Source organism: Micromonospora sonchi, from assembly GCF_014646235.1.
Classification (GTDB): domain Bacteria; phylum Actinomycetota; class Actinomycetes; order Mycobacteriales; family Micromonosporaceae; genus Micromonospora; species Micromonospora sonchi.
This window is the reverse complement of record NZ_BMNB01000018.1, coordinates 64,623-88,431: the sequence shown is the minus strand read 5'-3', so window position 1 is coordinate 88,431 and position 23,809 is coordinate 64,623. Positions and strand designations below refer to the sequence as shown.

The 23,809-nt window shown below is 71.0% G+C and carries 14 protein-coding genes, 1 pseudogene and 1 riboswitch; of the genes and pseudogenes, 7 read left to right on the top strand and 8 right to left on the bottom strand.

Translation table 11 applies throughout. From position 1 onward, the window contains the following. The first annotated feature begins 39 nt into the window (after positions 1-39). The gene (locus IEY61_RS19630; RefSeq protein WP_189046430.1) at positions 40-825 is read left to right on the top strand and encodes an ABC transporter ATP-binding protein; all 786 of its coding nucleotides are present in this window, start codon (positions 40-42) and stop codon (positions 823-825) included. A gap of 2 nt (positions 826-827) precedes the next feature. Continuing rightward, entirely contained in the window at positions 828-1,778 is a 951-nt protein-coding gene (locus IEY61_RS19625) for an LLM class F420-dependent oxidoreductase (RefSeq protein WP_189046514.1), read from the top strand. A gap of 13 nt (positions 1,779-1,791) precedes the next feature. Here the strand turns inward: IEY61_RS19625 and IEY61_RS19620 are convergent, their stop codons facing one another. Further along, positions 1,792-2,967 (bottom strand): RNA-guided endonuclease InsQ/TnpB family protein, encoded by a 1,176-nt coding sequence (locus IEY61_RS19620; RefSeq protein ID WP_229706088.1) that lies wholly within the window; start codon positions 2,965-2,967, stop codon positions 1,792-1,794. A gap of 8 nt (positions 2,968-2,975) precedes the next feature. Here IEY61_RS19620 and tnpA point away from each other — a divergent pair. From tnpA to IEY61_RS19605, 3 genes and pseudogenes are all read left to right on the top strand, one after another. Then, positions 2,976-3,305 (top strand): annotated as a pseudogene (gene tnpA, locus IEY61_RS19615) (IS200/IS605 family transposase); the annotation flags it as partial. A 52-nt stretch (positions 3,306-3,357) separates the two neighbouring features. Then, entirely contained in the window at positions 3,358-3,687 is a 330-nt protein-coding gene (locus IEY61_RS19610; RefSeq protein WP_189046428.1) for a cupin domain-containing protein, read from the top strand. 78 nt (positions 3,688-3,765) lie between these two features. Continuing rightward, positions 3,766-5,976 carry a hypothetical protein gene (locus IEY61_RS19605; protein ID WP_189046426.1) on the top strand — a complete coding sequence of 737 codons (2,211 nt, stop codon included), beginning with the start codon at positions 3,766-3,768 and terminating at the stop codon, positions 5,974-5,976. Between the two features lie 580 nt (positions 5,977-6,556). Here the strand turns inward: IEY61_RS19605 and thiC are convergent. The 7 genes from thiC to IEY61_RS19570 all read right to left on the bottom strand — a co-directional run bounded on the left by thiC (position 6,557) and on the right by IEY61_RS19570 (position 12,488). Next, positions 6,557-8,149: a phosphomethylpyrimidine synthase ThiC gene (gene thiC, locus IEY61_RS19600; RefSeq protein ID WP_189046424.1), complete on the bottom strand. Its 1,593-nt coding sequence runs from the start codon at positions 8,147-8,149 to the stop codon at positions 6,557-6,559. A 14-nt stretch (positions 8,150-8,163) separates the two neighbouring features. Next, entirely contained in the window at positions 8,164-8,952 is a 789-nt protein-coding gene (gene thiD / locus IEY61_RS19595; RefSeq protein WP_189046422.1) for a bifunctional hydroxymethylpyrimidine kinase/phosphomethylpyrimidine kinase, read from the bottom strand. A gap of 9 nt (positions 8,953-8,961) precedes the next feature. Then, the gene (locus tag IEY61_RS19590) at positions 8,962-9,639 is read right to left on the bottom strand and encodes a thiamine phosphate synthase (protein ID WP_229706083.1); all 678 of its coding nucleotides are present in this window, start codon (positions 9,637-9,639) and stop codon (positions 8,962-8,964) included. Positions 9,640-9,719: 80 nt separating this feature from the next. Then, complete coding sequence (locus tag IEY61_RS19585; protein ID WP_189046418.1) at positions 9,720-10,514, bottom strand: thiazole synthase; 795 nt, start codon at positions 10,512-10,514, stop codon at positions 9,720-9,722. Beyond that, a complete protein-coding gene (thiS, locus tag IEY61_RS19580; RefSeq protein WP_189046416.1) occupies positions 10,511-10,711 on the bottom strand; it encodes a sulfur carrier protein ThiS in 201 nt (66 codons plus the stop codon). The genes IEY61_RS19585 and thiS overlap by 4 nt, the downstream gene beginning before the upstream one ends. Continuing rightward, positions 10,702-11,868, bottom strand: a complete 1,167-nt coding sequence (gene thiO / locus IEY61_RS19575) for a glycine oxidase ThiO (protein WP_189046414.1) — start codon at positions 11,866-11,868, stop codon at positions 10,702-10,704. Before thiO ends, thiS begins: the two co-directional genes overlap by 10 nt. Beyond that, positions 11,862-12,488, bottom strand: a complete 627-nt coding sequence (locus IEY61_RS19570) for a thiamine phosphate synthase (protein ID WP_189046412.1) — start codon at positions 12,486-12,488, stop codon at positions 11,862-11,864. The genes thiO and IEY61_RS19570 overlap by 7 nt, the downstream gene beginning before the upstream one ends. Beyond that, positions 12,483-12,592, bottom strand: a riboswitch (TPP riboswitch). (Overlaps the previous gene by 6 nt.) A gap of 329 nt (positions 12,593-12,921) precedes the next feature. Here IEY61_RS19570 and IEY61_RS19565 point away from each other — a divergent pair. Then, on the top strand, positions 12,922-17,619 hold the full coding sequence (locus IEY61_RS19565; RefSeq protein WP_189046409.1) for a ThuA domain-containing protein: 4,698 nt from the start codon (positions 12,922-12,924) through the stop codon (positions 17,617-17,619). Between the two features lie 299 nt (positions 17,620-17,918). Next, positions 17,919-23,756: a ThuA domain-containing protein gene (locus IEY61_RS19560; RefSeq protein ID WP_189046407.1), complete on the top strand. Its 5,838-nt coding sequence runs from the start codon at positions 17,919-17,921 to the stop codon at positions 23,754-23,756. The last annotated feature ends 53 nt before the right edge of the window (positions 23,757-23,809 follow it).

Here is a 23,809-nt window from a genome sequence, read left to right as displayed (position 1 = left end):
CGGGTTTCTGACCGCCCACTCAGCGGAGGCTCGCCGGAGATGATCCGTCTGTCCGAGGTGTCGCGCACCTTCGACGGCCGCGCCGGCCGGGTCGAAGCGCTGCGCGGCATCGACCTCGACGTGTCCGAGGGCGAGTTCGTCGCCGTGCTCGGCCGCTCCGGATGCGGCAAGTCCACCCTGCTGCGGCTGATCGCCGGCCTGATCCCGGTCACTTCCGGCGAGGTCGCCGTGGACGGCCAGGCGATCACCGGGCCGCGGCCGGACATCGCCATGCTGTTCCAGCGACCGGCCCTGCTGCCGTGGCGCACGGTCCTGGACAATGTCCTGCTGCCGGTGGAGATCTTCGGCTGGAAGCGCGCGGGCCACCGGGACCGGGCCCGGCAACTGCTGGACGTCGCCGGGCTGGCCGGCTTCGAGAAGCGGCTGCCGCACGAGCTCTCCGGTGGCATGCAGCAGCGGGTGTCGCTGTGCCGGTCGCTGATCGGCGACCCCCGGGTGATGTTGATGGACGAGCCCTTCTCGGCGCTGGACGCCCTCACCCGGGAGGAACTGGCCGGCGAACTGCAACGAGTGCACATGCGCAGCGGCGCGACGATCGTCTTCGTCACCCACTCCATCGACGAGGCGGTGCTGCTCGCCGACCGGGTGGTGGTGCTCAGTCCGCGCCCCGGTCGGATCCGCAAGGTCGTCGAGGTGGCCATCCCCCGGCCCCGGACCCTCGGCCGCAACGCGCACCTGGCGGAGGTCGCCCAGGTCAGCGCCGACCTGCACGAACTGCTGATGGAACGCGACCAGCCGGCGAACGCCGGCGCGGAGGAACGATGAACGTGCGGGTGGCCGTCTTCACGGAGCCGCACCGGGGGGCCAGCTACGACGACCAGCTCCGGTTCGCCCGACTCGCCGAGGAGAGCGGGTACGACGGCTTCTTCCGCGCCGACCACTACCAGGCCATGGGCGACGAAGCCGCGCTGCCCGGCCCGACCGACGCCTGGCTGACGCTCGCCGCGCTCGCCCGCGAGACCAGCCGGATCCGGCTGGGCACCCTGGTCACCTCGGCGACCTTCCGGCTGCCCGGACCACTGGCGATCATGGTGGCGCAGGTGGACCAGATGAGCGGCGGCCGGATCGAACTGGGCATCGGCGCCGGCTGGTACGCCCGCGAGCATCTGTCGTACGGCATCCCGTTCCCCGGCACCAGCGAACGCTTCGACCGACTCGCCGAGCAGCTCGAAGTGATCACCGGGCTGTGGGGCACCCCGTCGGGCGAGAGCTTCAGCTACGCCGGTGACCACTACCGGCTGACCGACGCCCCGGCCCTGCCCAAGCCGGTGCAGGCCCCGGGGCCGCCGGTGATCGTCGGCGGCCGCGGCGTCAAGCGCACCCCGGAACTGGCCGCCCGGCACGCCGACGAGTTCAACGTGCCGTTCACCAGCGTCGAGCAGACCAGCGAGGCGTACGAGCGGGCGCGGGAGGCCTCGGAGCGGGTCGACCGCGCCGCCTGCGGACGCCCACCGCTGGTGCTCTCCGCCGGCATCGTGGTGGCGATCGGGCGGACGGACGCGGAGGCCCGACGGCGAGCCGCGCCGCTGCACGCCAAGAGCGCTCTGCCGCCCGAGGCCCAGGTGGTCGGCTCGCCGGAACAGCTCGTCGACCGGATCGGTGAGTTCACGGAGATCGGCACCGAGCGGGTCCACCTGCGTCTGATCGACCTGACCGACCTGGATCACCTGGAGCTCATCGCCGCCGAGGTGCTTCCCAGACTGAAGGAAACCCGTTAACGCTTCCCCATGGCTAGAGCCGGGGGATTTCTGGCTCGGACCGCGCGTAACCACCAGCCCGAAGGGAGGTGATCACGTGTCTTACGTCGTCGGCACCAGCACGGTCGCGCTCTACCGTGGCGAGGATCGCCCTCGCGGCGTTGCGGTCCCTGCATGCGGTGTGACCGCAGTCGCCGCACCGGAAGATTCGCACACCCAACCCGAGGCGTTCCTTGGCTCTCGTACCGCACTGCGAGCAGGTCATCGTGGTATAGGCGGGCGGCACCAACACCACCTTCCGGCCCGCCCGCATGCCACGGTCGATCAGTTCCCGTCTGGCCGCGCCGATCGCCGCATCCGCCGCCTTACGAGCCATGGTGGACCGAGCCAGGAACTTCGGCGTGAAGTCCTCCACCGCGATCAGGCTATGGTCATCCACAACCCTCTTTGCCCATTGCCGGGCGTCGTGAGTGTTTTGCCGGGCCGCCTTCTTGTGCAGTTCGGCGGCCTGCCGCTTGGCGCGCAGGTACCCCTTCGATGGCGGGTTGCCTCGCGGCCGACGGCGGCGGCTCATCCTGCGCTGAACGCGGGCCAGCTCGGCGGCGCACCGCTTGCGGTGACCAAGGTACGGAAGATCGTAGGCCGGGTCGCTGGTGGTGGCGGTGACGGTGACACCCCAATCCACGCCAATCGTCTTGTCGACGGTGGGTGCCGCTTCGACGGCGCGTCGCACCACGAACGAGGCGTACCAGTGGCCCAACGAGTCCTGATAGACACGCACGCTGGTCGGCTCGGACGGCATCTCCCGCGACCACACCACCGGGATCGTGATGCCACCGGCCAGCCGCAGCCGGCGCTCGCGAATGGTGAACCCGCGCACCGTGTACTCAAGGCTGGGCAGGCTGTTTCTCAACCGCTTGACCGCCGGTCGGCCACGCCCCTTGACCTTGTACGAGTGCTGAAGCGCCAGGGCGTAGGTGCGCAAGGTCTGCTGCTGGGCAACCTGGGAACCTTCACGCAGCCACGCGAATCGGGCACGGGCTTCCGTGAGCAGTCTCGACAGCTTGCAGAAAGTGGGATTGCGCCCGGTCTTCTGCTGGTGGACGGCTTCGTTCCACAGCCACCGGCAGCGACCCCACTCAGCGGACAATGCGGCCTGCGCGGCCGCGCCGGGACGCAACCGATAGGTGAAACGCACCACCTCATCCACAACAAACACGATATCGACGGCCCGTCATCACTGGCGACATCGACACCCGCCCCAAGGACATCGTCCGCGAGGTGTGCGCCGAACGTGACGCGCCCATCGCGGAGCTGGAAGCGATGCCCGGCCACGTCAGCCTGCTCGTCACCTGCGACCCGCAGTACGGCATCCACCGACTCGTCACGCAGATCAAGAGCCGCACATCGCGGCTCCTGCGCGCCGAATTCCCGTCCCTGCGGTCCCGCCTACCAACCCTGTGGACCAACTCATACTTCGTCGCCACCGTCGGCGGCGCGACCCTGGAGGTTGTCCAACGCTATGTCGAAAACCAACGCAACGCCTGACCACCCTTACCTCCCCATGGCCCAAAGCCAGGGGTTTCACGGGCGGTCTTAGATGACCGAACCGCCGCTGGAACCTCGCTCGTCCGGGGCGGACCTCGTCCTCGGTCCGGTAGGCCAGGAGATCGTCTTCGAGAACGACCGGGTGCGGGTCTGGCACATCCGGCTGGAGCCGGGTGAGGCGCAGCCGCTGCACCGGCACGACCACCCGTACCTCGTGGTGGCCGTGCAGGGCGCGAAGAACGTGATCCAGACCGTCGACGGTGTCAGGATCGATGCGGACGAACCCACCGGCGGGGTGGTCTACCGCGATCCGGGAGCCGTGCACATGCTCACCAACGTCGGTGACACGACATACCTGGCCCGGCTGGTCGAGCTCAAGTGAACCCGCTGCGAGCAGCTACTCCGTTCCCCTCCGGCGCGCCGGTGGCGATCGGTGGCGACGGACCGTAACGTGCCGGGCATGGCCAATCGGACCTTGAGCCAGCTGATGCTCACGGCGTTCGGCGTCAGCCTGCTGGCCGGGGCCGGTCAACTCGGCCTCGCCTTCGGCTTCGGCGTCGTCCGGCTCACCGGCGCCTTCACCGGCGCCACCGCCAACCAGTGGCCGGCACAGCTCGTCTGGGTCGGTTGGTTCGTGATGAACGCCGCCGTCATCGGCGCCGTGCTCACCCAGCAGCTGGCCCGTCGTGACGAGCAGCTCACCGGCACCGGACGGCAGGTGGCCATCGCCGGCAGCGCCGCCCTGGGCGCCATGGTCGTGGCGCCGTTGTGCATGCGGCCGGCCCGCGGCGCCGAGATCGTCTCGGTCGACCCCGTCCGGGTCGTGGCCATCTGCGCCGTGCTCGGCGCGGTCATCGGCACCGGTGCCGCGCTGGCCGTCCTGATGCGGCCACCGTTCGCCTGGAACATGGCCGCCGTCGCCGGGGTGATGTGGCTGGTGGCACTGCTGTCGGTCGTACCGTCGCTGGGGGCCAGTGGGCCGCTGACCCCGGTGCGTCTCGGCGTGCTGGAACCGGCGTGGCTCGACGCCGACACGGCGCAGCAGTTGGCCCTGCTGATCCTGCCGATGCTGACCCTGCTGGCCGGTGCGGCGACCGGAGCGCTGGCCCGCCAGCACGGGTATCCTCCGCTGATCAGTGGGCCGAGCGGCGCCGCCGGACCGCTGCTGGTGGCGTTCGCCTACCTGGCCGCCGGGCCGGGTGGCGTGGGCGACCGCTACCAACTCTCCCCGTACTACGGTGCCCTGATCGCCGTCGCCGTCGGCACGCTCGGCTCGGCCGCCACCGCGCTGCTGCCCCGGCCTCCCGCCAGTCCCGCGGCGACGGGGGCCATCGCGCCGAGCGCCATCCTCCCGCCACTGCCCGCCACGCCGACGCTGCCCGCGTCAGCCGACCGCCGGACCGGCAGGGAGTCCACCGCCAGCTCGGCCACCGCCGCCGCCGATCCGGGCCCCGGCGCCGGCCCCGGCCCGGCTGCGGCCGCCAGCGACGGTACGCCCACCACCGAAGAACCACCCCGTCCAGCAGGCCACCCGCCCGCAATGCCGCTGCCCGACGGTGGCGCCGTGCTGGACACTCCGCAGGAAGCGGAGGCGACCACCTCGCCGCCGCACTGGCACTGGCCGGAGGCCCCCCACACCCCGCCGGCGATGCCGGAAGCCTCCCTGCCCGCACCTCCCCCGGCCAACGCGCCAGCCGCGTCGCCCCTGGCCGGCCCAACCCTGACCCCCGCCTCGTCCCCGACCAGCCCGACCCCGACCAGCCCGACCCCGACCCCCGCCTCGACCCCGGACGCCTCGCCCTCGACCGGGCTGGCCGTCGGTGAGGCCGGCCGCTACCGACCGGCGGATGCCCTGCCCGTCGAGTCCTCGGTCGACCCGTCGCCGGTGGGCGACGGCAGTGACATCCCGGCGGCCGCGCGGAGCACGGCCCCGGAGGACGCCCCGCCCGGCGGCGGTACGGGCGAGCCCACGCCCGCCGAGGCACCACCACGGCCCCGGCGCCGGTTCTCGATGCCCGACCTGAGCCGGGCGACCACGTGGAAGCTCACTGCCGCCCAGCAGCCCGATCCACCGCCCTCAGCCAACGAGCCCGTCCCCCCGGTCGAGACCGAGCCGCCGACCGCCGGCCAGGAAAAGCTACAACCAGCCGGAACCGAGCAGCCGACCGCCCACCAGGAGGAGCCACGATCGGCCGGAACCGGGCCGGTCGCCGAGCCGGTCGCCGAGCCGGAGGCACCGCCAGTCGGCACCGCGACCGGTTCCGGCCCACCGGACGGTCCGGTCCCCGCGGACCCGGCGCAAGGCGCGGCGGCGACTCGCGGCACTCCCGCGCCGCGAGTCTCCACCGACCCGGCGGCTGCCATCCGCGACGTGTCAGCCGCGTTCACCAGACCGCCCGCCGCCCGGGTGGAAGAGGCGCAGCCGGACGGCGGCCACCGCGACAGGGACGGCCGCCGTCACAAGGACGGCCGGCGCGGTCTGTTCCGACGCGGCGGGTCGCGCTCCGACACGGTCGGCACGGCGGCCCAGCGCGAGGAACCGCTGGCAGCGCAGGACGAGGAGTACGTGCACTGGGTGACCGGGCTCAGCCGCCCGATGACCGACGACGAGCCCGCGCCGAAGGAATCCCGTCGTTCGCTGCGATCCAGCGGCCGGCACCACCGCGACTGACACCTCGGCGAGCAGCCGAGCGACCACCACTGACGACGAACACTCGAACCGCCGCAGGCGGATGGGGTGGGGAACGACAGCGCTGTTGCCCGACGGCCCCCGCCACCCCGCCTCATCGCCGCATCGCCTCATCGCCTCATCGCCTCATCGTCGCGGCGGCCCATTGCGCCTGCTCCGAGGGCTTGTCGATGGCTGTCTGTCGTCGTGTCTGCTCCTGCGTGAGCAGGGGTTCCAGCCAGCGGCTGCCGCGCCGGAGTCCCTGGCCGGTGGCTGGTAGTGGCCCGAGTCGTCATGGCGGCCTTGGACCCTGTCGAGCTGAGAGCATGAACGAATCGCGGTGACCGGCAACGGTCGGGCGCTCGGCTGTCGGCATCGTGATAGCGCAAACGAGTCAGCTCGACAGCGGCAGACAGCGACACCCGCTGGCCCGGCACCCCACAACGGGCGCGATGCTGCGCGGGCTGACCGCGAAGACGGCAGGCCCAGAGCGGGCCAGATTCGCCTGGCACTCCATGCCGTCCCGTGCATGGCTGCGAAGACCCGGGCGCGACAGGAGCGCTGGCAACCCGCTCAGGACAGGTCAGGCCAGCGGCAGGTAGACCCGACCGCCTGAGGCGACGAACTCGTCCGACTTCTCCTTCATGCCGCGCGCCGCGTACTCCTTGAGGTCCTGGGTGATCCTCATCGAGCAGAACTTCGGCCCGCACATCGAGCAGAAATGCGCGGTCTTCGCCGGCTCGGCGGGCAGCGTGGCATCGTGGTACGACCGCGCGGTCTCCGGGTCCAGCGAAAGGTTGAACTGGTCGGACCAGCGGAACTCGAACCGCGCCTTGGAGAGCGCGTCGTCCCACGCCTGCGCGCCGGAGTGCCCCTTGGCCAGGTCCGCCGCGTGCGCCGCGATCTTGTACGCGATCACGCCCGCCTTCACGTCGTCCCGGTCGGGTAGCCCCAGGTGCTCCTTCGGGGTCACGTAGCAGAGCATGGCGGTGCCGAACATGCCGATCATCGCCGCTCCGATGGCGGAGGTGATGTGGTCGTACGCGGGCGCGATGTCGGTGGTCAGCGGGCCAAGCGTGTAGAACGGCGCCTCGTGGCACCACTCCTGCTGAAGGTCCACGTTCTCCTTGATCTTGTGCATCGGCACGTGCCCGGGGCCCTCGATCATCACCTGGACGTCGTACTCCCAGGCCACCCTGGTCAGCTCCCCCAGGGTGCGCAACTCGGCGAACTGCGCCTCGTCGTTGGCGTCGGCGATCGAACCGGGCCGCAGCCCGTCGCCGAGGGAAAAAGTCACGTCGTAGCGGGCCAGGATCTCGCACAGCTCCCGGAAGTTGGTGTAGAGAAAGTTCTCCTCGTGGTGCGCCAGGCACCAGGCGGCCATGATCGACCCGCCCCGCGACACGATGCCGGTCACCCGGTCGACCGCCAACGGCACGTACGGCAGCAGCACCCCGGCGTGCACCGTCATGTAGTCCACGCCCTGCTCGGCCTGCTCGATGACGGTGTCCCGGAACACCTCCCAGCTCAGCTTCACCGGGTCGCCGCCGACCGACTCCAGCGCCTGGTAGATCGGCACCGTGCCGATCGGCACCGGTGAGTTGCGCACGATCGCCTCGCGGGTTTCGTGGATCCGCTTGCCGGTGGAGAGGTCCATCACCGTGTCCGCCCCCCAACGGGTGGCCCAGGTCAGCTTCTCCACCTCCTCGGCCACCGACGAGGTCACCGCCGACGTGCCGATGTTGGCGTTGACCTTGACCAGGAACGCCCTGCCGATGATCGCCGGTTCGCACTCGGGGTGGTTCACGTTGAGCGGCAGCACCGCCCGCCCGGCGGCGATCTCGTCCCGGACGAACTCCGGTGCCATGCCCTCCCGGATCGCCACGAACTCCATCTCCGGCGTCACGATCCCGGCCCGGGCGTACGCCAGCTGCGTCGGCCGTTTTCCGTCCGTCCCGCCCAGCGGGGTGCCGGCACCCCGCACCGGCGCCACATCGCCCCGCTCGGCGATCCACGCCCCGCGCAGCGCAGGCAGGCCGACCTCCGGGTCGGAGCCCGGCCCGGAGGTGTCGTAGAGCCGTACCGGCGGGTTGTCCCCGGTCAGCGCCACCTCCGCGAACGGCACCCGGAGGTCCGGCCGCGAACCCTCGACGTACACCTTGCGACGTGCCTGCATGACAACCTCCCTGATCAGGCGGGCCAGCCGAAGTGGTTCAGGGGGCCGCGTCCCGCGCCCAACTCCCAGGTGCGCGCACCGGTCAGCGCGCGAGTCACGTACTCCTTGGCCGCCGCAACCGCCGCCGGCACCGGATCCCCCAGCGCCAGCCGCACGGCGATGGCCGCCGAGAACGAGCAGCCCGTCCCGTGGGTGTGCCGGGTCGACACCCGGGGGCCGCGCAGCACGACCGTCCCGTCGGGACCGTGCAGCACGTCCACCGCCTCGTCCCCGATCGTCACATCACCGCCGGTCACGACCACCCACTCCGCGCCACCGGCCACCAGGGCCTTGGCGGCCGTCGTCGCCTCCGCCACGTCGGTCACCGGCGCTCCGGTGAGGGCTGCGGCCTCCGCGCTGTTCGGGGTCGCCACCCGGGCGTACGGCAGCAGCCGCTCCACCGCCTCCACCACGCCGAGCCGGTGCCCGCTGGTGGCGACCAGCACCGGATCGACGACCAACTGCGGCAGCCGGCCGGCGCCCGCCGCGTCGGCGATCGCACCCGCCACTGCTGGCGTACCGAGCATGCCGGTCTTGACCGCTCGCACCGCGAAGTCCGACAGCACGCTGTCGAGCTGGTCGGTGACGGTCTGCGGGGGCAGCGGCAGGACGGCGTCCACGCCCCGGGTGTTCTGCGCGGTGACCGCGGTGAGCACGCTCGTGCCGTACGCGCCGAGCGCGGCGAAGACCTTCAGGTCGGCCTGGATTCCGGCGCCGCCGCCGGAATCCGAGCCGGCCACGGTGAGCACGGTCGTGGGGGTCACGTCTCTCCCTCAGTGGTTTGCGGTTGCCTGCTCCAAGGCGTTGGTCAGGGCGGCGGCTGTCTGCTCCGGGTCGGGGGCGCGCATGATGGCGCCGAGGACGGCGACGCCGGCCGCGCCCGCCTCGACACAGGCGCGCACCTGGGCCGGGGTCTCGATGCCGCCCAGGGCGATGGCCGGCACCGGGCTCAGCCGGATGAGTTCGGCCAGGCCTTCGGGTAGCAGGGGTGGGCCGTAGCCGGGTTTGGTCCGGGTGGGGAATACCGGCGAGAGGGTCACATAGTCCTCGGTGCTGAGTCGGCGTAGCTCCGCCTCGTCGTGGCACGACCGGCCGACCATGTCGGCGTCCGGCGGTGGATAGGGGCCGCCCGCCGACAGGTGCAGCGCCACCAGTGGGTGCGCACCGGCGATGCAGCGAGCGGTGACGGCTGCGCGGGGTACCGCGACTTCCCGAACGGCAGTGGCAGTGGCGATGGCGTTGTCGAGCAGCGGGTCCGGGCCGGCGACGGCGAGAATCCCTCCGGCCTCGGCGAGGATCGGCCGCAGTTCGGCGGCGAGGGCGAGGCGTTCGGTGCGCGGCAGATCCAGCTCCCGGAGCACCACCCAACGCACTCCCCCGGCCACCGCCGCCGCCACCACCTCCACCAACGGCCCCCGCCCTACCACCTCCCGCCGATCCGTCAGCAGCACCAGACCTGAGATCGGGGGGATCCTGGTCCGAGCCGGCCCCTGGAGGGGCGGTTCCGGACCAAGATCCGCATCACCGGGGGTCATAGGTCGGGGCGACCTTCCTCGGGGGTGGAGGGGAGGGCATGGAAGCGGCGGGGGATGCGGCCAGCGACGGAGGCGAGTCGGCCGGCGGCGATCGCGTGGCGCATCGCGGTGGCCATCACCACCGGGTCCGCGGCGCGGGTGACCGCGCTGGCCAACAGCACTGCGTCGCAGCCCAGCTCCATGGCCAGGGCCGCGTCGGAGGCGGTGCCGATCCCGGCGTCCAGGATCACCGGCACGTCGACGCTCTGCCGGATCAGTCGGATGTGGTGCGGGTTGGACACCCCGAGCCCCGATCCGATCGGCGACCCGGCCGGCATCACCGCCGCGCAGCCGACATCGGCGAGCCGGCGGGCCAGGATCGGATCATCCGAGGTGTACGGCAACACCGTGAACCCTTCGGCGACCAACTCCTCGGCGGCGCGCAGCAGCTCCACCCCGTCGGGCAGCAGCGTCCGCTCGTCGCCGATCACCTCCAGCTTGACCCAGTCGGTGTCGAACGCGTCCCGGGCCAGCTGGGCCACCTTCACCGCCTCGCCGGCCGTGTAGCACCCGGCCGTGTTCGGCAGCAGCCGTACGCCGCACCGGTCGAGCAGGTCCAGCAGGCCACCCGAGCCACCAGGGACGGTGTCCACCCGACGCAGCGCCAGGGTGACCAGCTCGGTACCGGACGCGCGGATCGCCTGCTCCAGCACGTGCAGGTTGGCCGCCCCGCCGGTACCGAGGATCAGCCGCGAGCCGAACCGCAGACCGCCCAGCTCGAACTCCGTCGACTCGACGTCCACCACGCTCATCCGCCCTGCGCGGCGCTGAGCACCTCGACGCGGTCGCCACCGCGCAACACCGCCGCCGGCCATCCGGTACGCGGCACCACCTCGCCGTTCACCGCCACCGCCACACCCCGCTCCTGCGGTGTGACCTGCCGGACCAGTTCGGCGACCGTGACGCCGTCCGACACGTCGCGCCCGACACCGTTCACCATCAATTCCATGCGTCGTCCTCCCTCGACTGCTCCGCCCCGGCGGAGTGGGTGTGGAACCGGTCCGGCCGGAAGGGGGCGAGCAGTGGTTCGGTCGTTCCCTCTCCGGTGATCAGGCCGGCGATCAGATCCGCGGTAACCGGGGTGAGCACGATTCCGTGCCGGTGATGGCCGGTGGCCGCCAGCACACCCGGACGGTCGGGTAGCGGCCCCAGGATCGGGGCGTTGTCCGGCGTACCCGGGCGCAGTCCGGCGACCGTCTCCACCAGGTCGTACTCAGCCAGTTCGGGCAGCAGGTCGACCGCAGCGCGCAGCAACCGCAGCACTGCGCCGGCGGAGACGTCCACGTCCGAGCGTTCCTCGACGGTGGCGCCGACCACCACCTCACCGCTGTCCCGCGGGACGAGGTAGACGTGCTCTCCGTCGGCGTACCCCCGGATGACGTGCCGGAAGCCCGGCGGACCGCCACCCGGCGCGCGCAGCCGCAACACCTGACCCTTCACCGGACGGACCGGGAGCCCGGTCAGGGCGGCCGCGCCGCAGCCCGCAGCGACCACGGTCGCCCCGGCCGTCACCTCCGACAGCTGCCGGACCGGCTCGGGCACCAGCACCGCGCCGGCCCGCTCGGCGGCGACCCGCAGCGCCGGCACCAGCCGGCGCGGGTCGACCTGGTGGTCGGTGGCGGCGAGCGCGCCACCGCGCACCCTGGGTGCCAGCGCCGGTTCGCGCTCGCGCAGCTGCGAGGGGCGCAACGGCGTCACCGGCAGCCCCAGCCCCTGCTGGTACGCCCAGAGCCGGCGCGCCTCGGCCAGATCGTCGGCGGTGAGCCCGACCATGAGCGTGCCCTCGGTCCGGTACCCGATGTCGGCGCCGGTCGCCTCGGTCAGCTCGGCGGCGAATCCCGGCCAGCGGCCGGCGGACTCGGTGAGCAGTCCGGTCAGCTCCCGCTCACCGAAGTACGCCTCGGCCACCGGCGCCAGCATCCCCGCGGCAACATGCGAGGCCCCCGACCCGGGCGCAGGGTCACGCACGACGACCCGCAGCCCTCGCTGCGCACACCGCCACGCGATCGCCAGCCCCACCGGCCCCGCCCCCACCACCGCCACATCAGGTGTAAGGAAGGGCCCCCTTTTAACGCCTCCGGTAGAGGAAGGGCCCCCTTTTAACACGAGAGCCCCCTGAGCAACTCGGCGGCGACGCAGGCCGGATCGGCAGCACCGGAGAGCGCGCCGACCAGCGCCACTCCGTACGCGCCGGCGGCCCGCAGCGCCGGCACGCCCTCCGCCGTCACTCCGCCGATGGCGATCACCGGCACGTTGACCGCCTCGACCACCGCCCGGACACCAGCCGCGCCGATCGCCGGCGGCAGCCCGTCCTTCGTGGTGGTGGCATGGCAGGGACCCACGCCCAGGTAGCTCGCTCCGGCGTTGACCGCCGCCACCGCCGACACCGGTTCCCGCGCCGTCGCACCCAGCACGGAGTCCGGGCCGAGCACCCGGCGGGCCGCGTCCACCGGCAGGTCGTCCGCGCCGACGTGGCCGCCCGCCGCGCCCGCCGCCAACGCCACGTGCAGGCGGTCGTTGACCAGGCAGGTCACCCCGTACGGCGCGCAGAGCCCGACCACCCGCCGGGCAAGGTCGTACGCCTCCCGGTCGGTCGCGGTGTCCTCGACCCGGACCTGGACGACCAACTCGGTGCGGGCGACCGGAAGTACGGCGCGCAGCACGGCCAGCGGATCCCGCCCGGGCCGGGTGTCGGTGATCAGATGCAATCGTCCCAGGGACGGCACGGCAACACTCCTCCCTGCGCCGGCATTACCCGGATCAGGTTCTACGGTCGGGGGCTCGCAGCCCCCCTCTCAGCCCGGTCAACCGGGCTCCCGTGGGTTCGTTGGGTGACACCGTACGTCGTTTCGCCGGCTGCGCCAACCCCGTCCGGCAGGGCCGGACGGACCGGGACCAGCCGACGCATCCCGGCTTTTCACGGCTCGACGACCAGAAAAGACACCGACATACAGCGACTTACACCAATTCATGAAGCAGCTCGTTACCCAAACGTTACAAGGGTGCGCCTTGCCCGAAGCTAATCGACGTACGCAAATTGAATGATCGGATTGGCTTCTCGCCACCGAGACCTCGCCCGTCAGGTATGAGCGCTCGGACCGACGCGGAGTGACCAGCGCCGCCCACTCCGACCTGCTGCCCTCGACAGAGGAGAACTCCGTGCCCCGACCCCGTCGTGGGCGAGCAACGCTCGCCCCAGTGACCGTGGCGCTACTCGCCCTCCTACTAGTCCTCGCCGCCACGCCGGCCCAGGCCGCCAGCCGTATCGTCCAGGCCGTCAGCCCCGCCCAGGTCGCCGGCCGTACCGCCCCGGTCGCCGCGGCAGACGCGGAGCCGTACTCCGTCCTGGTCTTCTCCAAGACCGCCGGCTTCCGGCACGACTCGATCCCCGCCGGCATCCGCGCGATCCAGCAACTCGGTGCGGCGAACGGGTTCACCGTCGTCACCACCGAGGACGGTGCTGCCTTCACCGACACCAACCTGGCGAGGTTCAAGGCGGTCATCTGGTTGTCGACCACCGGTGACGTGCTCAACGCCAGCCAACAGACCGCTTTCGAGCGCTACGTGCGTGCCGGTGGCGGGTACGTCGGTGTGCACGCCTCCTCCGACACCGAGTACGACTGGGCCTGGTACGGCCAACTGGTCGGCGCCTACTTCAACAGCCACCCGGCGAACCAGACGGCGACCGTGAAGGTCGAGGACTACTCGCACGAGTCAACCCGGCACCTGCCGGAGCGGTGGTCCCGCTACGACGAGTGGTACAACTTCCGCACCAACCCGCGCTCCCGTCAGGTGCAGGTGCTGGCGTCGCTCGACGAGCGCAGCTACAGCCCCGGTAGCGGGGCGATGGGGCACGACCACCCGATCGCCTGGTGCCAGAACTACGACGGTGGCCGGTCCTGGTACACCGGCGGCGGGCACACCCAGGAGTCCTTCTCCGACGCGGCTTTCCTGCAACACCTGCTCGGTGGCATCCAGACCGCCGCCGGAGTGGTGCACGCCGACTGCGGTGCCGGCCGGGCCGCCAGCTTCGAGAAGGTGACGCTGGACAGCAACACCAGCAACCCGATGGAGCTGGACATCGCCGGAGACGGGCGAGTCTTCTACATCGAGCGCGACGGCCGGGTGCAGATCATCAAGCCGGACACCGGCCAGACCGTCACCGCGCTGCGGCTGAGCGTCTTCGCCGGCAACGAGGACGGCCTGCTCGGCATCCGGCTCGACCCGAACTTCGCCAGCAACGGCTGGGTCTGGCTCTACTACGCCCCGAGCGCGGGCGGGTCTCGTAACCACCTGTCCCGGTTCACCGTCACCGGTGACACGATCAGCCCGTCGAGCGAGCGGGTCGTCCTGGAGGTGCCCACCCAGCGCAACACCTGCTGCCACATGGGCGGGACGATGACCTTCGACTCGGCCGGCAACCTTTACCTGGCCACCGGGGACAACACCAATCCCTTCGAGTCGAGTGGGTACAGCCCGCTGGACGAGCGCTCCGGGCGAGCCGACTACGACTCGCAGCGTACCGCCGGCAACACCAACGACCTGCGCGGCAAGGTGCTCCGGATCCGGCCGCAGGCCGACGGGACGTACACCATCCCGAGCGGAAACCTCTTCGCCCCGGGAACCGCGCGGACCCGACCGGAGATCTACGCGATGGGCCTGCGCAACCCGTTCCGGATCGGCATCGACCCGGTCACCAACGTGCTCTACGTCGCCGACTACGGCCCGGACGCCACCACCACCAACTCAAACCGGGGCCCGGAGGGCCTGGTCGAGTGGAACATCGTCGACCGGCCCGGCAACTTCGGCTGGCCGTACTGCCACGGCAACAACCAGGCGTACAACGACTACCAGTTCCCGTCCGGCCCGAGCGGGGCGAAGTTCAACTGCGCCGCGCCGGTGAACAACTCCCCCAACAACACTGGTCTGACCAACCTGCCAGCGGCCATCCCGGCCACGGTCGACTACGGCTACGGCGGCAACAGCCGCTTCCCGGAGATCGGCGGCGGTGGAGCGCCCATGGCCGGTCCGGTCTACCGGTACGACCCGACCATCTCGTCCCGCCGGCAGTGGCCGGCGTACTTCGACGGCAAGTCGATCTTTGGCGAGTGGAACCAGTCACGGATGTACACCATGCAGGTCAGCCGGGACGGCAAGTCGCTTGTCGACATCAACCGGATCCTCGACCAGATGACCTTCGTGCGGCCGATGGACTTCGAGTTCGGCCCCGACGGCGCGATGTACCTGATCGAGTGGGGCAGCGGCTTCGGCGGCAACAACGACAACTCCGGCGTCTACCGGATCGACTACACCGCCGGTGCCCGCGCCCCGATCGCGGTCGCCTCGGCGAACCCGACCTCCGGGGCTCCGCCGCTGGCCGTCACCTTCTCCAGCGCCGGCTCCCGCGACCCGGACGGCGGGACGCTGACCTACGCCTGGACGTTCGGTGACGGTGGTACCTCCACCCAGGCCAACCCCACCCACACGTACACCCGGTCCGGCAGCTACACGGCGCAGCTTCGGGTCACCAACCCGGCGGGGCGGACCGCGGTGGCGAACGTGCCGATCACCGTCGGCAACACGGCACCGACCGTCACCATCGAGTTCCCGCCGGACGGCGGCTTCTTCGCCTGGGGTGACCAGGTCGCCTACACCATCAGCGTCACCGACCCGGAGGACGGCACGATCGACTGCGACGACGTCGAACTGCAGGTCCTGCTCGGCCACGACGAGCACGCCCACCCGCTGGAGCGGCACACCGGCTGCACCGGCACAGTGCAGACCCAACTCGCCGACGGCCACGGGGCGGACGCCAACGTCTTCACCGTGCTGGAGGCGACCTACACCGACAAGGGCGGCTCCGACGGAGCCGAGCCGCAGACCGGCCGGGCGCTGAAGATCCTCCAGCCCAAGCGCAAGGAGGCCGAGTACTTCTCGGCCACCGGCCGGGTGGCGGGTGCCACCGGGGGCGGCACCGCCGGGGTGGAGAAGGAGACCACCGGTGACACCGCCGGCGGCGGGCAGAACATCGGTTTCATCGAGGACGGCGACTGGTGGTCGGTCAGTCCGGCCAGCCTGACCGGCGTCACGTCGATCCAGTTCCGGGTCGCCTCGGCCACCTCTGGCGGCCGGATCGAGGTACGCGCCGGCGCGGCGGACGGGCCACTGATCACCACCGCCACCGTGGCCGGCACCGGGGCGTGGCAGACGTACGCCGACGTCACCGCGCAGATCCCCAACGGCGCCGCCGCGGAGGGCGGGCTGTACTTCGTCGCCCGGGACCCCAACCGCGGCACCGGAACCCTGTTCAACGTCAACTGGATGAACTTCGTCGGCCCCGGGGTGAGCGGCAACGCGCCACCGACGGTCACCGCCACGGGCACCCCGACCAGCGGGACCGCGCCACTGGCCGTGACCTTCACCGGTACGGCGACCGACCCCGACGGGGGCACCCCGCTGACGTACGCCTGGGACTTCGGCGACGGTGGGACGGCGACCACGCTCAACGCCACCCACACGTACACCATGCCGGGCAACTACACCGCCACCCTGACGGTCACCGACAGCCGGGGCGCGCGGGCACAGGCCACGGTGCAGATCCGGGTCGACGGGACCGGGGGCAATGATCCCTGCCAGGTGGAGCAGGGGCCACAACGGTCCGACGAGTTCACCGGCACCTCGCTGGATCGCCAGCGGTGGAGCGGCGTGGTGCGGGACAACCAGTCGCTTTCGGTCTCCGGGGGTGCGCTACGCCTGCCCACGGGGGCGGGCGACCTGTACGGCACCCGCAACGACGCGACCAACCTGGTGCTCCAGCCGGCACCCAGCGGGGCCTGGCAGGCGACCACCCGGGTCACCGTCGCGGCCCGGGCCGACTACCAGCAGGCCGGCCTGATCCTCTACGGCAACGATGACAACTACGCCAAGCTGGATCTGCTCTACGGCGGCAGCCGCCGGGTGGAGTTCATCCGGGAGAGCGCCGGGACGCCGCGCAACGAAAGTGCGGACTCCACCGCCGCTCCCACCGGTGACACCATCCATCTGCGGCTGACCAGCGACGGGACGAACCTGACCGCGGCCTACTCGACCGACGGGCAGACCTTCACCCCGGTCGGCCGATCCGCCGCCCTGGCCGGGATCACCAACCCGCGGATCGGTCTGTTCGCCCTCAACGGCGGCACCACCGCGCCGGTGGTGAACGCCGAGTTCGACTGGTTCCGGATCACCCCGGAGGCCTCGACCGGCGGCACCGCGCCGTCGGACGAGTTCACCGGCAGCAGCCTGGAGAAGTGCCGGTGGAACGCCATCGTGCGGGAGGACTCGACCCGGTACCGGGTCACCGACGGCGCGCTGCGCATCGACGTGCCGAACGGTGACATCTACGGCACCGGCAACACCGGGCCGACCAACTTCATCCTGCAGAACAGCCCGGCCGGGAACTGGACGATCCAGACCCGGGTCGACGGCAGCCTGTTCAACGAGCAGTACCAGCAGGCCGGTCTGCTGGTGTACGCCAACGACGACAACTACCTGAAGTTCGACTACGTCACGGACAACACGGCAGGTCAGGCGGTTTCGCGGCGGATCGAGTTCCGCAGCGAGGTCGGCGGGGTGGTGCAGAGTACGCAGCCGCAGGCCACCGGACTGACCCAGGGGATCTGGCACTTGCGCCTGTCCCGCAGCGGCAGCAGCTTCACCGCCGCGTACTCGGCGGACGGCACGAGTTGGACGACCCTGGGGACGTTGACGAGCACCGCAGTCGGTACGACCCCGAAGGTGGGGCTGTTCACCCTCGGCGCCAACCAGACCGCCTCGAAGACGGTCGCGTTCGACTACTTCCGGCTCACGCCTGGTTAGCTAGCCGAACGCAGCCAATCCATCGATGCCGGCCTGTGCCTCTCCACGAGGTGCAGGCCGGCACCGCCTGGGCAGGCGCGGCGATTTGAGTGGACTCCAGGCGAATGTCGCTCGTAGTTATTGAAACGTTACCTATCGAAACCTTGCCATGAACCGATTCAGCAAGACTAATTTGTTCAACGACTCGACATAATGCCGGTGCGGGCGCCTCGGCAAGGCGTCCGAACCGGCTCCATCTGGGACGGTCTTCGGCGAGCCGGCCCCGCGACCCCTGTCCCGCAAGGACAAAGGAGACCGGAGTGTCCCGACCACGCCGTGCCCGCGTACCCATCACCGCCTCCCTCCTCAGCCTCGGCCTAGCCGTGACCACGCTCGCCGGCGGCCCCGCGCAGGCCGCCCCCGCCACCCAGGGCGTTCCCGTCGCGCAGACCGCAGCCAGCCAGGCAGCGGCACCGAAGGCAGCGGCTGACCAGCCGTTCTCGGTGCTCGTCTTCTCCAAGACCGCCGGTTTCCGGCACGACTCGATCCCCACCGGCGTCGCCGCCATCCAGCAGCTCGGCGCGGCGCACGGTTTCACCGTCGACACCACCGAGGACGGTGCCGCCTTCACCGACTCGAACCTCGCCCGCTACCGGGCGGTCATCTGGCTCTCCACCACCGGCGATGTGCTCAACAACGAGCAGCAGGCGGCGTTCGAGCGCTACATCCAGGCCGGTGGCGGGTACGCGGGCATCCACGCCGCTTCCGACACCGAGTACAGCTGGGCCTGGTACGGCGAGCTGGTGGGCACGTACTTCGCCAACCACCCGGCCAACCAGACGGCCACCGTCAAGGTGGAGGACCCGGCGCACGAGTCCACCGCCCACCTGCCGGAGCGCTGGTCCCGGTACGACGAGTGGTACAACTACCGCACCAACCCGCGCGGCAAGGTGCACGTGCTGGCCACCCTCGACGAGACCAGCTACTCCCCCGGCTCCGGCGCGATGGGTCACGACCACCCGATCGCCTGGTGCCGGGACTACGACGGCGGCCGGTCCTGGTACACCGGCGGCGGGCACACCCGCGAGTCGTTCGCCGAGCCGGAGTTCCTCGAGCACCTGCTCGGCGGCATCCGGACCGCGGCCGGGGTGCGTGGCGCCGACTGCCGGGCCTCGCTGACCGCAAGCTTCGAGAAGGTGACGCTGGACAGCAACACCAGCAACCCGATGGAGCTGGACGTGGCCGAGGACGGCCGGGTCTTCTACATCGAGCGCGACGGCCGGGTGCAGATCGTCAAGCCGGACACCGGCAACACGGTCACGGCTCTCAACCTCGACGTCTTCAGCGGCAACGAGGACGGCCTGATCGGCATCCGGCTCGACCCGGACTTCACCGACAACGGCTGGGTCTACCTCTACTACGCCCCGGCGGGCGGCGGCCCGCGCAACTACCTGTCCCGGTTCACGGTGACCGGTGACCGCATCGACAAGGCCAGCGAGAAGGTCGTCCTCCAGGTCGACACGCAGCGCAACACCTGCTGCCACGCGGGCGGCACGATGACCTTCGACTCCGCCGGCAACCTCTATCTGGCCACCGGGGACAACACCAACCCGTTCTCGTCCGACGCGTACACCCCGATCGACGAGCGGCCGGGGCGCGCCGACTACGACGCGCAGCGTACCTCCGGCAACACCAACGACCTGCGCGGCAAGGTGATCCGGATCCACCCGGAGGACGACGGGACGTACACCATCCCGGCGGGCAACCTCTTCTCGCCGGGCACCGCGAAGACCCGTCCCGAGATCTACGCGATGGGCTTCCGTAACCCGTTCCGGATCGGCATCGACCTCGCCACCGACGTGCTCTACGTGGCCGACTACGGGCCGGACGCCAACTCCGCCAACCCGAACCGTGGCCCAGAGGGCCTGGTGGAGTGGAACATCGTCGACCGGCCCGGCAACTTCGGCTGGCCGTACTGCCACGGGTCGAACCGGGCGTACAACGACTACCAGTTCCCCTCCGGTCCGTCCGGTCCGAAGTTCGACTGCGCGAACCTGGTCAACGACTCACCCAACAACACCGGCCTGACCAACCTGCCGCCGGCCATCTCGGCCACCGTCGACTACGGCTACGCCGCAAACCCCCGCTTCCCTGAGATCGGTGGCGGCGGCGCGCCGATGGGCGGCCCGGTCTACCGGTACGACGCGGACCTCGACTCGGACCGCAAGTGGCCGGCGTACTTCGACGGCAAGGCGCTCTTCGGTGAGTGGAACCAGTCGCGGATGTACACCATGCAGGTCAGCCGCGACGGCAAGTCCCTGGTGGACATCAACCGCCTGCTCGACGGCATGAACTTCATCCGGCCGATGGACTTCGAGTTCGGCCCCGACGGCGCGATGTACCTGATCGAGTGGGGCAGCGGCTTCGGCGGCAACAACGACAACTCCGGGGTCTACCGGATCGACTACATCGCCGGTGACCGGGCGCCGATCGCGGTGGCCAGCGCCGAGCCGACCTCCGGGCCGGCGCCGCTGACCGTCCGCCTCTCCAGCGCCGGCTCCCGCGACCCGGACGGGGGCGCGCTGACGTACGCTTGGACGTTCGGTGACGGCAACCGCTCCGACGCGGCCAACCCCACGCACACGTACGCCGCGGCGGGCAACTACAACGCCCAGCTCACCGTGACCAACCCCAAGGGGCGGACCGCGGTGGCGAACGTGCAGGTCACGGTCGGCAACACCGCGCCGACGGTCACCATCGAGTTCCCGCCGGACGGTGGCTTCTTCGAATGGGGTGACCAGGTCAAGTACACCATCAAGGTGACCGACCCGGAGGACGGCGAGATCGACTGCGACAAGGTCGAGCTCCAGGTTCTCCTCGGCCACGACGAGCACGCCCACCCGCTGGAGCAGCACACCGGCTGCTCGGGTGTGGTGCAGACCCAGCTCGCCGCCGGTCACGGCGCCGAGGCGAACGTCTTCACCGTCCTGGAGGCCAGCTACACCGACCAGGGCGGGGTCGGCGGAGCCGGGCGGCTCACCGGCCGGGCGCTGGAGATCCTCCAGCCCAAGCGGAAGCAGGCCGAGTACTACAGCGCCACCGGGCGGGCCGCGGGCAGCATTGGCGGCGGCGACCCCGGCGTGCAGAAGGAGACCTCCGGGGACAGCGCCGGCGGCGGACAGAACATCGGCTTCATCGAGGACGGCGACTGGTGGTCGGTCGAGCCGGCCGACCTGACCGGTATCGACGCCATCCGGTTCCGGGTCGCCTCGGCGGGCTCGGGCGGCCGGATCGACGTACGCGCCGGCGCCGCTGACGGTCCGCTCGTCACCTCGGTCGCCGTGCCCGGCACCGGTGCCTGGCAGACCTACACCGACGTCACCGCCGAGGTGCCGGCGAACGCCGACGCCAAGGGCTCGCTCTACTTCGTGGCGAAGTCGCCGAGCGGGGCCACCGGAAGCCTGTTCAACGTCAACTGGATGGACTTCCTCGGCAAGGGCGTCACCGAGAACGCACCGCCGGTGGTGACGGCGACGGCGACCCCGACCGCCGGCATCGCGCCGGTCTCGGTCGCCTTCTCGGGTACGGCCACCGACGCCGAGGACGACACCCCGTTCACGTACGCCTGGGACTTCGGTGACGGTGGTACGGCGAGCACCTTGAACGCCACCCACACGTACACCACTCCGGGCACCTTCACCGCCACCCTGACCGTGACGGACAAGCGCGGCGCGAAGGGGTACGCCACCGCCCAGGTGAAGGTCGACGCGCCGAACACGTCCTGCTTCGGTGCCCGTTCGGACGAGTTCGACGGCACCGAGCTGAACCGGGACCGGTGGACGACGGTGGTCCGGGAGGACCAGTCGTACTCGGTCGCCGATGGCGCGCTGCGCCTGCCCACCGGGGTGGGCGACCTGTATGGCACCCGCAACGACGCGACCAACCTGGTGCTGCAGGCCGCGCCGAGCGGGGCCTGGCAGGCCACCACGAAGGTCACCGTGCCGGTCGCCGCCGACTACCAGCAGGCCGGCCTGATCATCTACGGCGACGACGACAACTACGCCAAGGTCGACCTGCTCTACGGTGGCAACCGGAAGGTCGAGTTCATCCGGGAGACCGCGGGCACCCCGCGCAACGATGCGGCAGACAGCACCGCCGCGCCCACCGGGAACACCATCCACCTGCGGTTGATCAGTGACGGGACGAACCTGACCGCGGCGTACTCCGCCGACGGGCAGAACTTCACCCCGGTCGGCCGGGCGGCCGCCCTGGCCGGGATCACCAACCCGCGGATCGGCCTGTTCGCGCTCAACGGCGGCACCACCGCGCCGGTGGTGAACGCGCTCTTCGACTGGTTCCAGGTGACGCCGGACGCTCCGGCTGGGCCGGTCGACCCGTCGGACGAGTTCACCGGCAACGCGCTGGACAAGTGCCGGTGGGACGCGATCCTGCGCGAGGACCCTAGTGCCTACCGGGTCAGCGGCGGGAAGCTGCACATCGACGTACCCAACGGCGACATCTACGGCACCGACAACACCGGGCCGACGAACTTCATCCTGCAGAACGCCCCGAACGGCGACTGGACGATGGAGACCAAAATCGACGGCAGTCTGCTGGACGAGCAGTACCAGCAGGCCGGTCTGATGGTGTATGGCGACGACGACAACTACGTGAAGTTCGACTACGTGGTGGACAACCAGGCCGGCCAGCCGGTGACGCGGCGGATCGAGCTTCGCAGCGAGATCGGCGGGACGATCCAGAATCCGCAGCCTGGTGCGGAGAACCTGACCTCGGCGGAGTGGTACCTGCGGCTGGCCCGCAACGGTGACACCTTCACCGGGTCGTACTCGGCGGACGGCACCACCTGGACGGCGTTGACCGAGCTGACCAACGCGGCCGTGGGGGCGAACCCGAAGGTGGGCCTGTTCACCCTCAGCGGCAACCAGACCGCGTCGAAGGCGGCGTCGTTCGACTACTTCCGGCTGAGCACCCCCGGCACGGGTGACGACACCGCCCCGGTGACCACCGCCGAGGTGTCCGGCACCCCGGTCGAGGGGTGGCACACCGGGCCGGTGACCGTCACGCTCTCCGCCACCGACCCCGATGGCGGCAGCGGGGTGGCGCGCACCGAGTACCAGCTCGATGACGCCACCGCCTGGACCACCTACACCGCGCCGGTGCAGGTGACCGGGGACGGCCAGCGTGTGCTGCGGTTCCGCTCCGTGGACGAGGCCGGAAACGTGGAGGAGACGAAGCAGGTCACCGTCAAGATCGACGCCACCGCGCCGGTCAGCACCGCGGCGTTCGCCCCGGCGAACGACGAGGGCTGGCACGCCGGCACGGTTCCGGTGGTGCTCACCTCGACCGACGCCGGTGCCGGGGTGAAGCTGCTGGAATGGTCGCTGGACGGCGGCGCCTGGCAGCCGTACACCGAACCGGTCGAGATCAGCGGCGACGGGGCCCACGAGTTGCTCTACCGGGCCACCGACAAGGCGGGCAACGCCGAGACGCTGAAGTCGGCGGTGGTGCGGATCGACGGCACGAAGCCGACCCTGCTGGTCTCCGGGATCGCCGACGGCCAGCTCTACGGCGACAGCCAGGACGTCCGGGTGTCCTGGCAGGCGGTCGACCCGACCTCGGGCATCGCCGGGGTGGTCGGCACGCTGAACGGCCGGCCGTACGCCAGCGGCACGCTCCAGGCGATGTACGAGCTGCAGCTGGGCCTGCACGAGCTGACGGTGACCGCGACCGACAAGGCCGGCAACGCCAGCACCGTGAACGTCCGGTTCTTCGTCACCACCTCGTTCCGGGACATGCAGAACCTGCTGGACCGGTTCAAGGCGACCGGGCGGCTGTCGAACCAGGCGCACAAGCAGTTGTCGAACCAGCTCGAGAAGGTCCGCAAGGAGGAGGCGAAGGGCAAGGACGACAAGGCGATCAAGGAACTCGTCAAGTTCCGCGACCTCGCCGGCGACGCCAAGCTGGTCGCCGAGGCGGAGATCCGGGACGTGCTGATCCGGGACGCGGACGCGATGATCGTCCGGCTCGGTGGCACGGCCAGCAAGGCGGGCGTACGGGCCAACGACGGCACGTCGGTCGCCGGCACCGGCCGGCTCGGTGGTGATCCCACCCGGCTCGCTCCCGGCCGCCGCCTGTAACTGATCGGGCCCCGTCCGGCCACCACCGGACGGGGCCCCACCCCCCGCCCCAC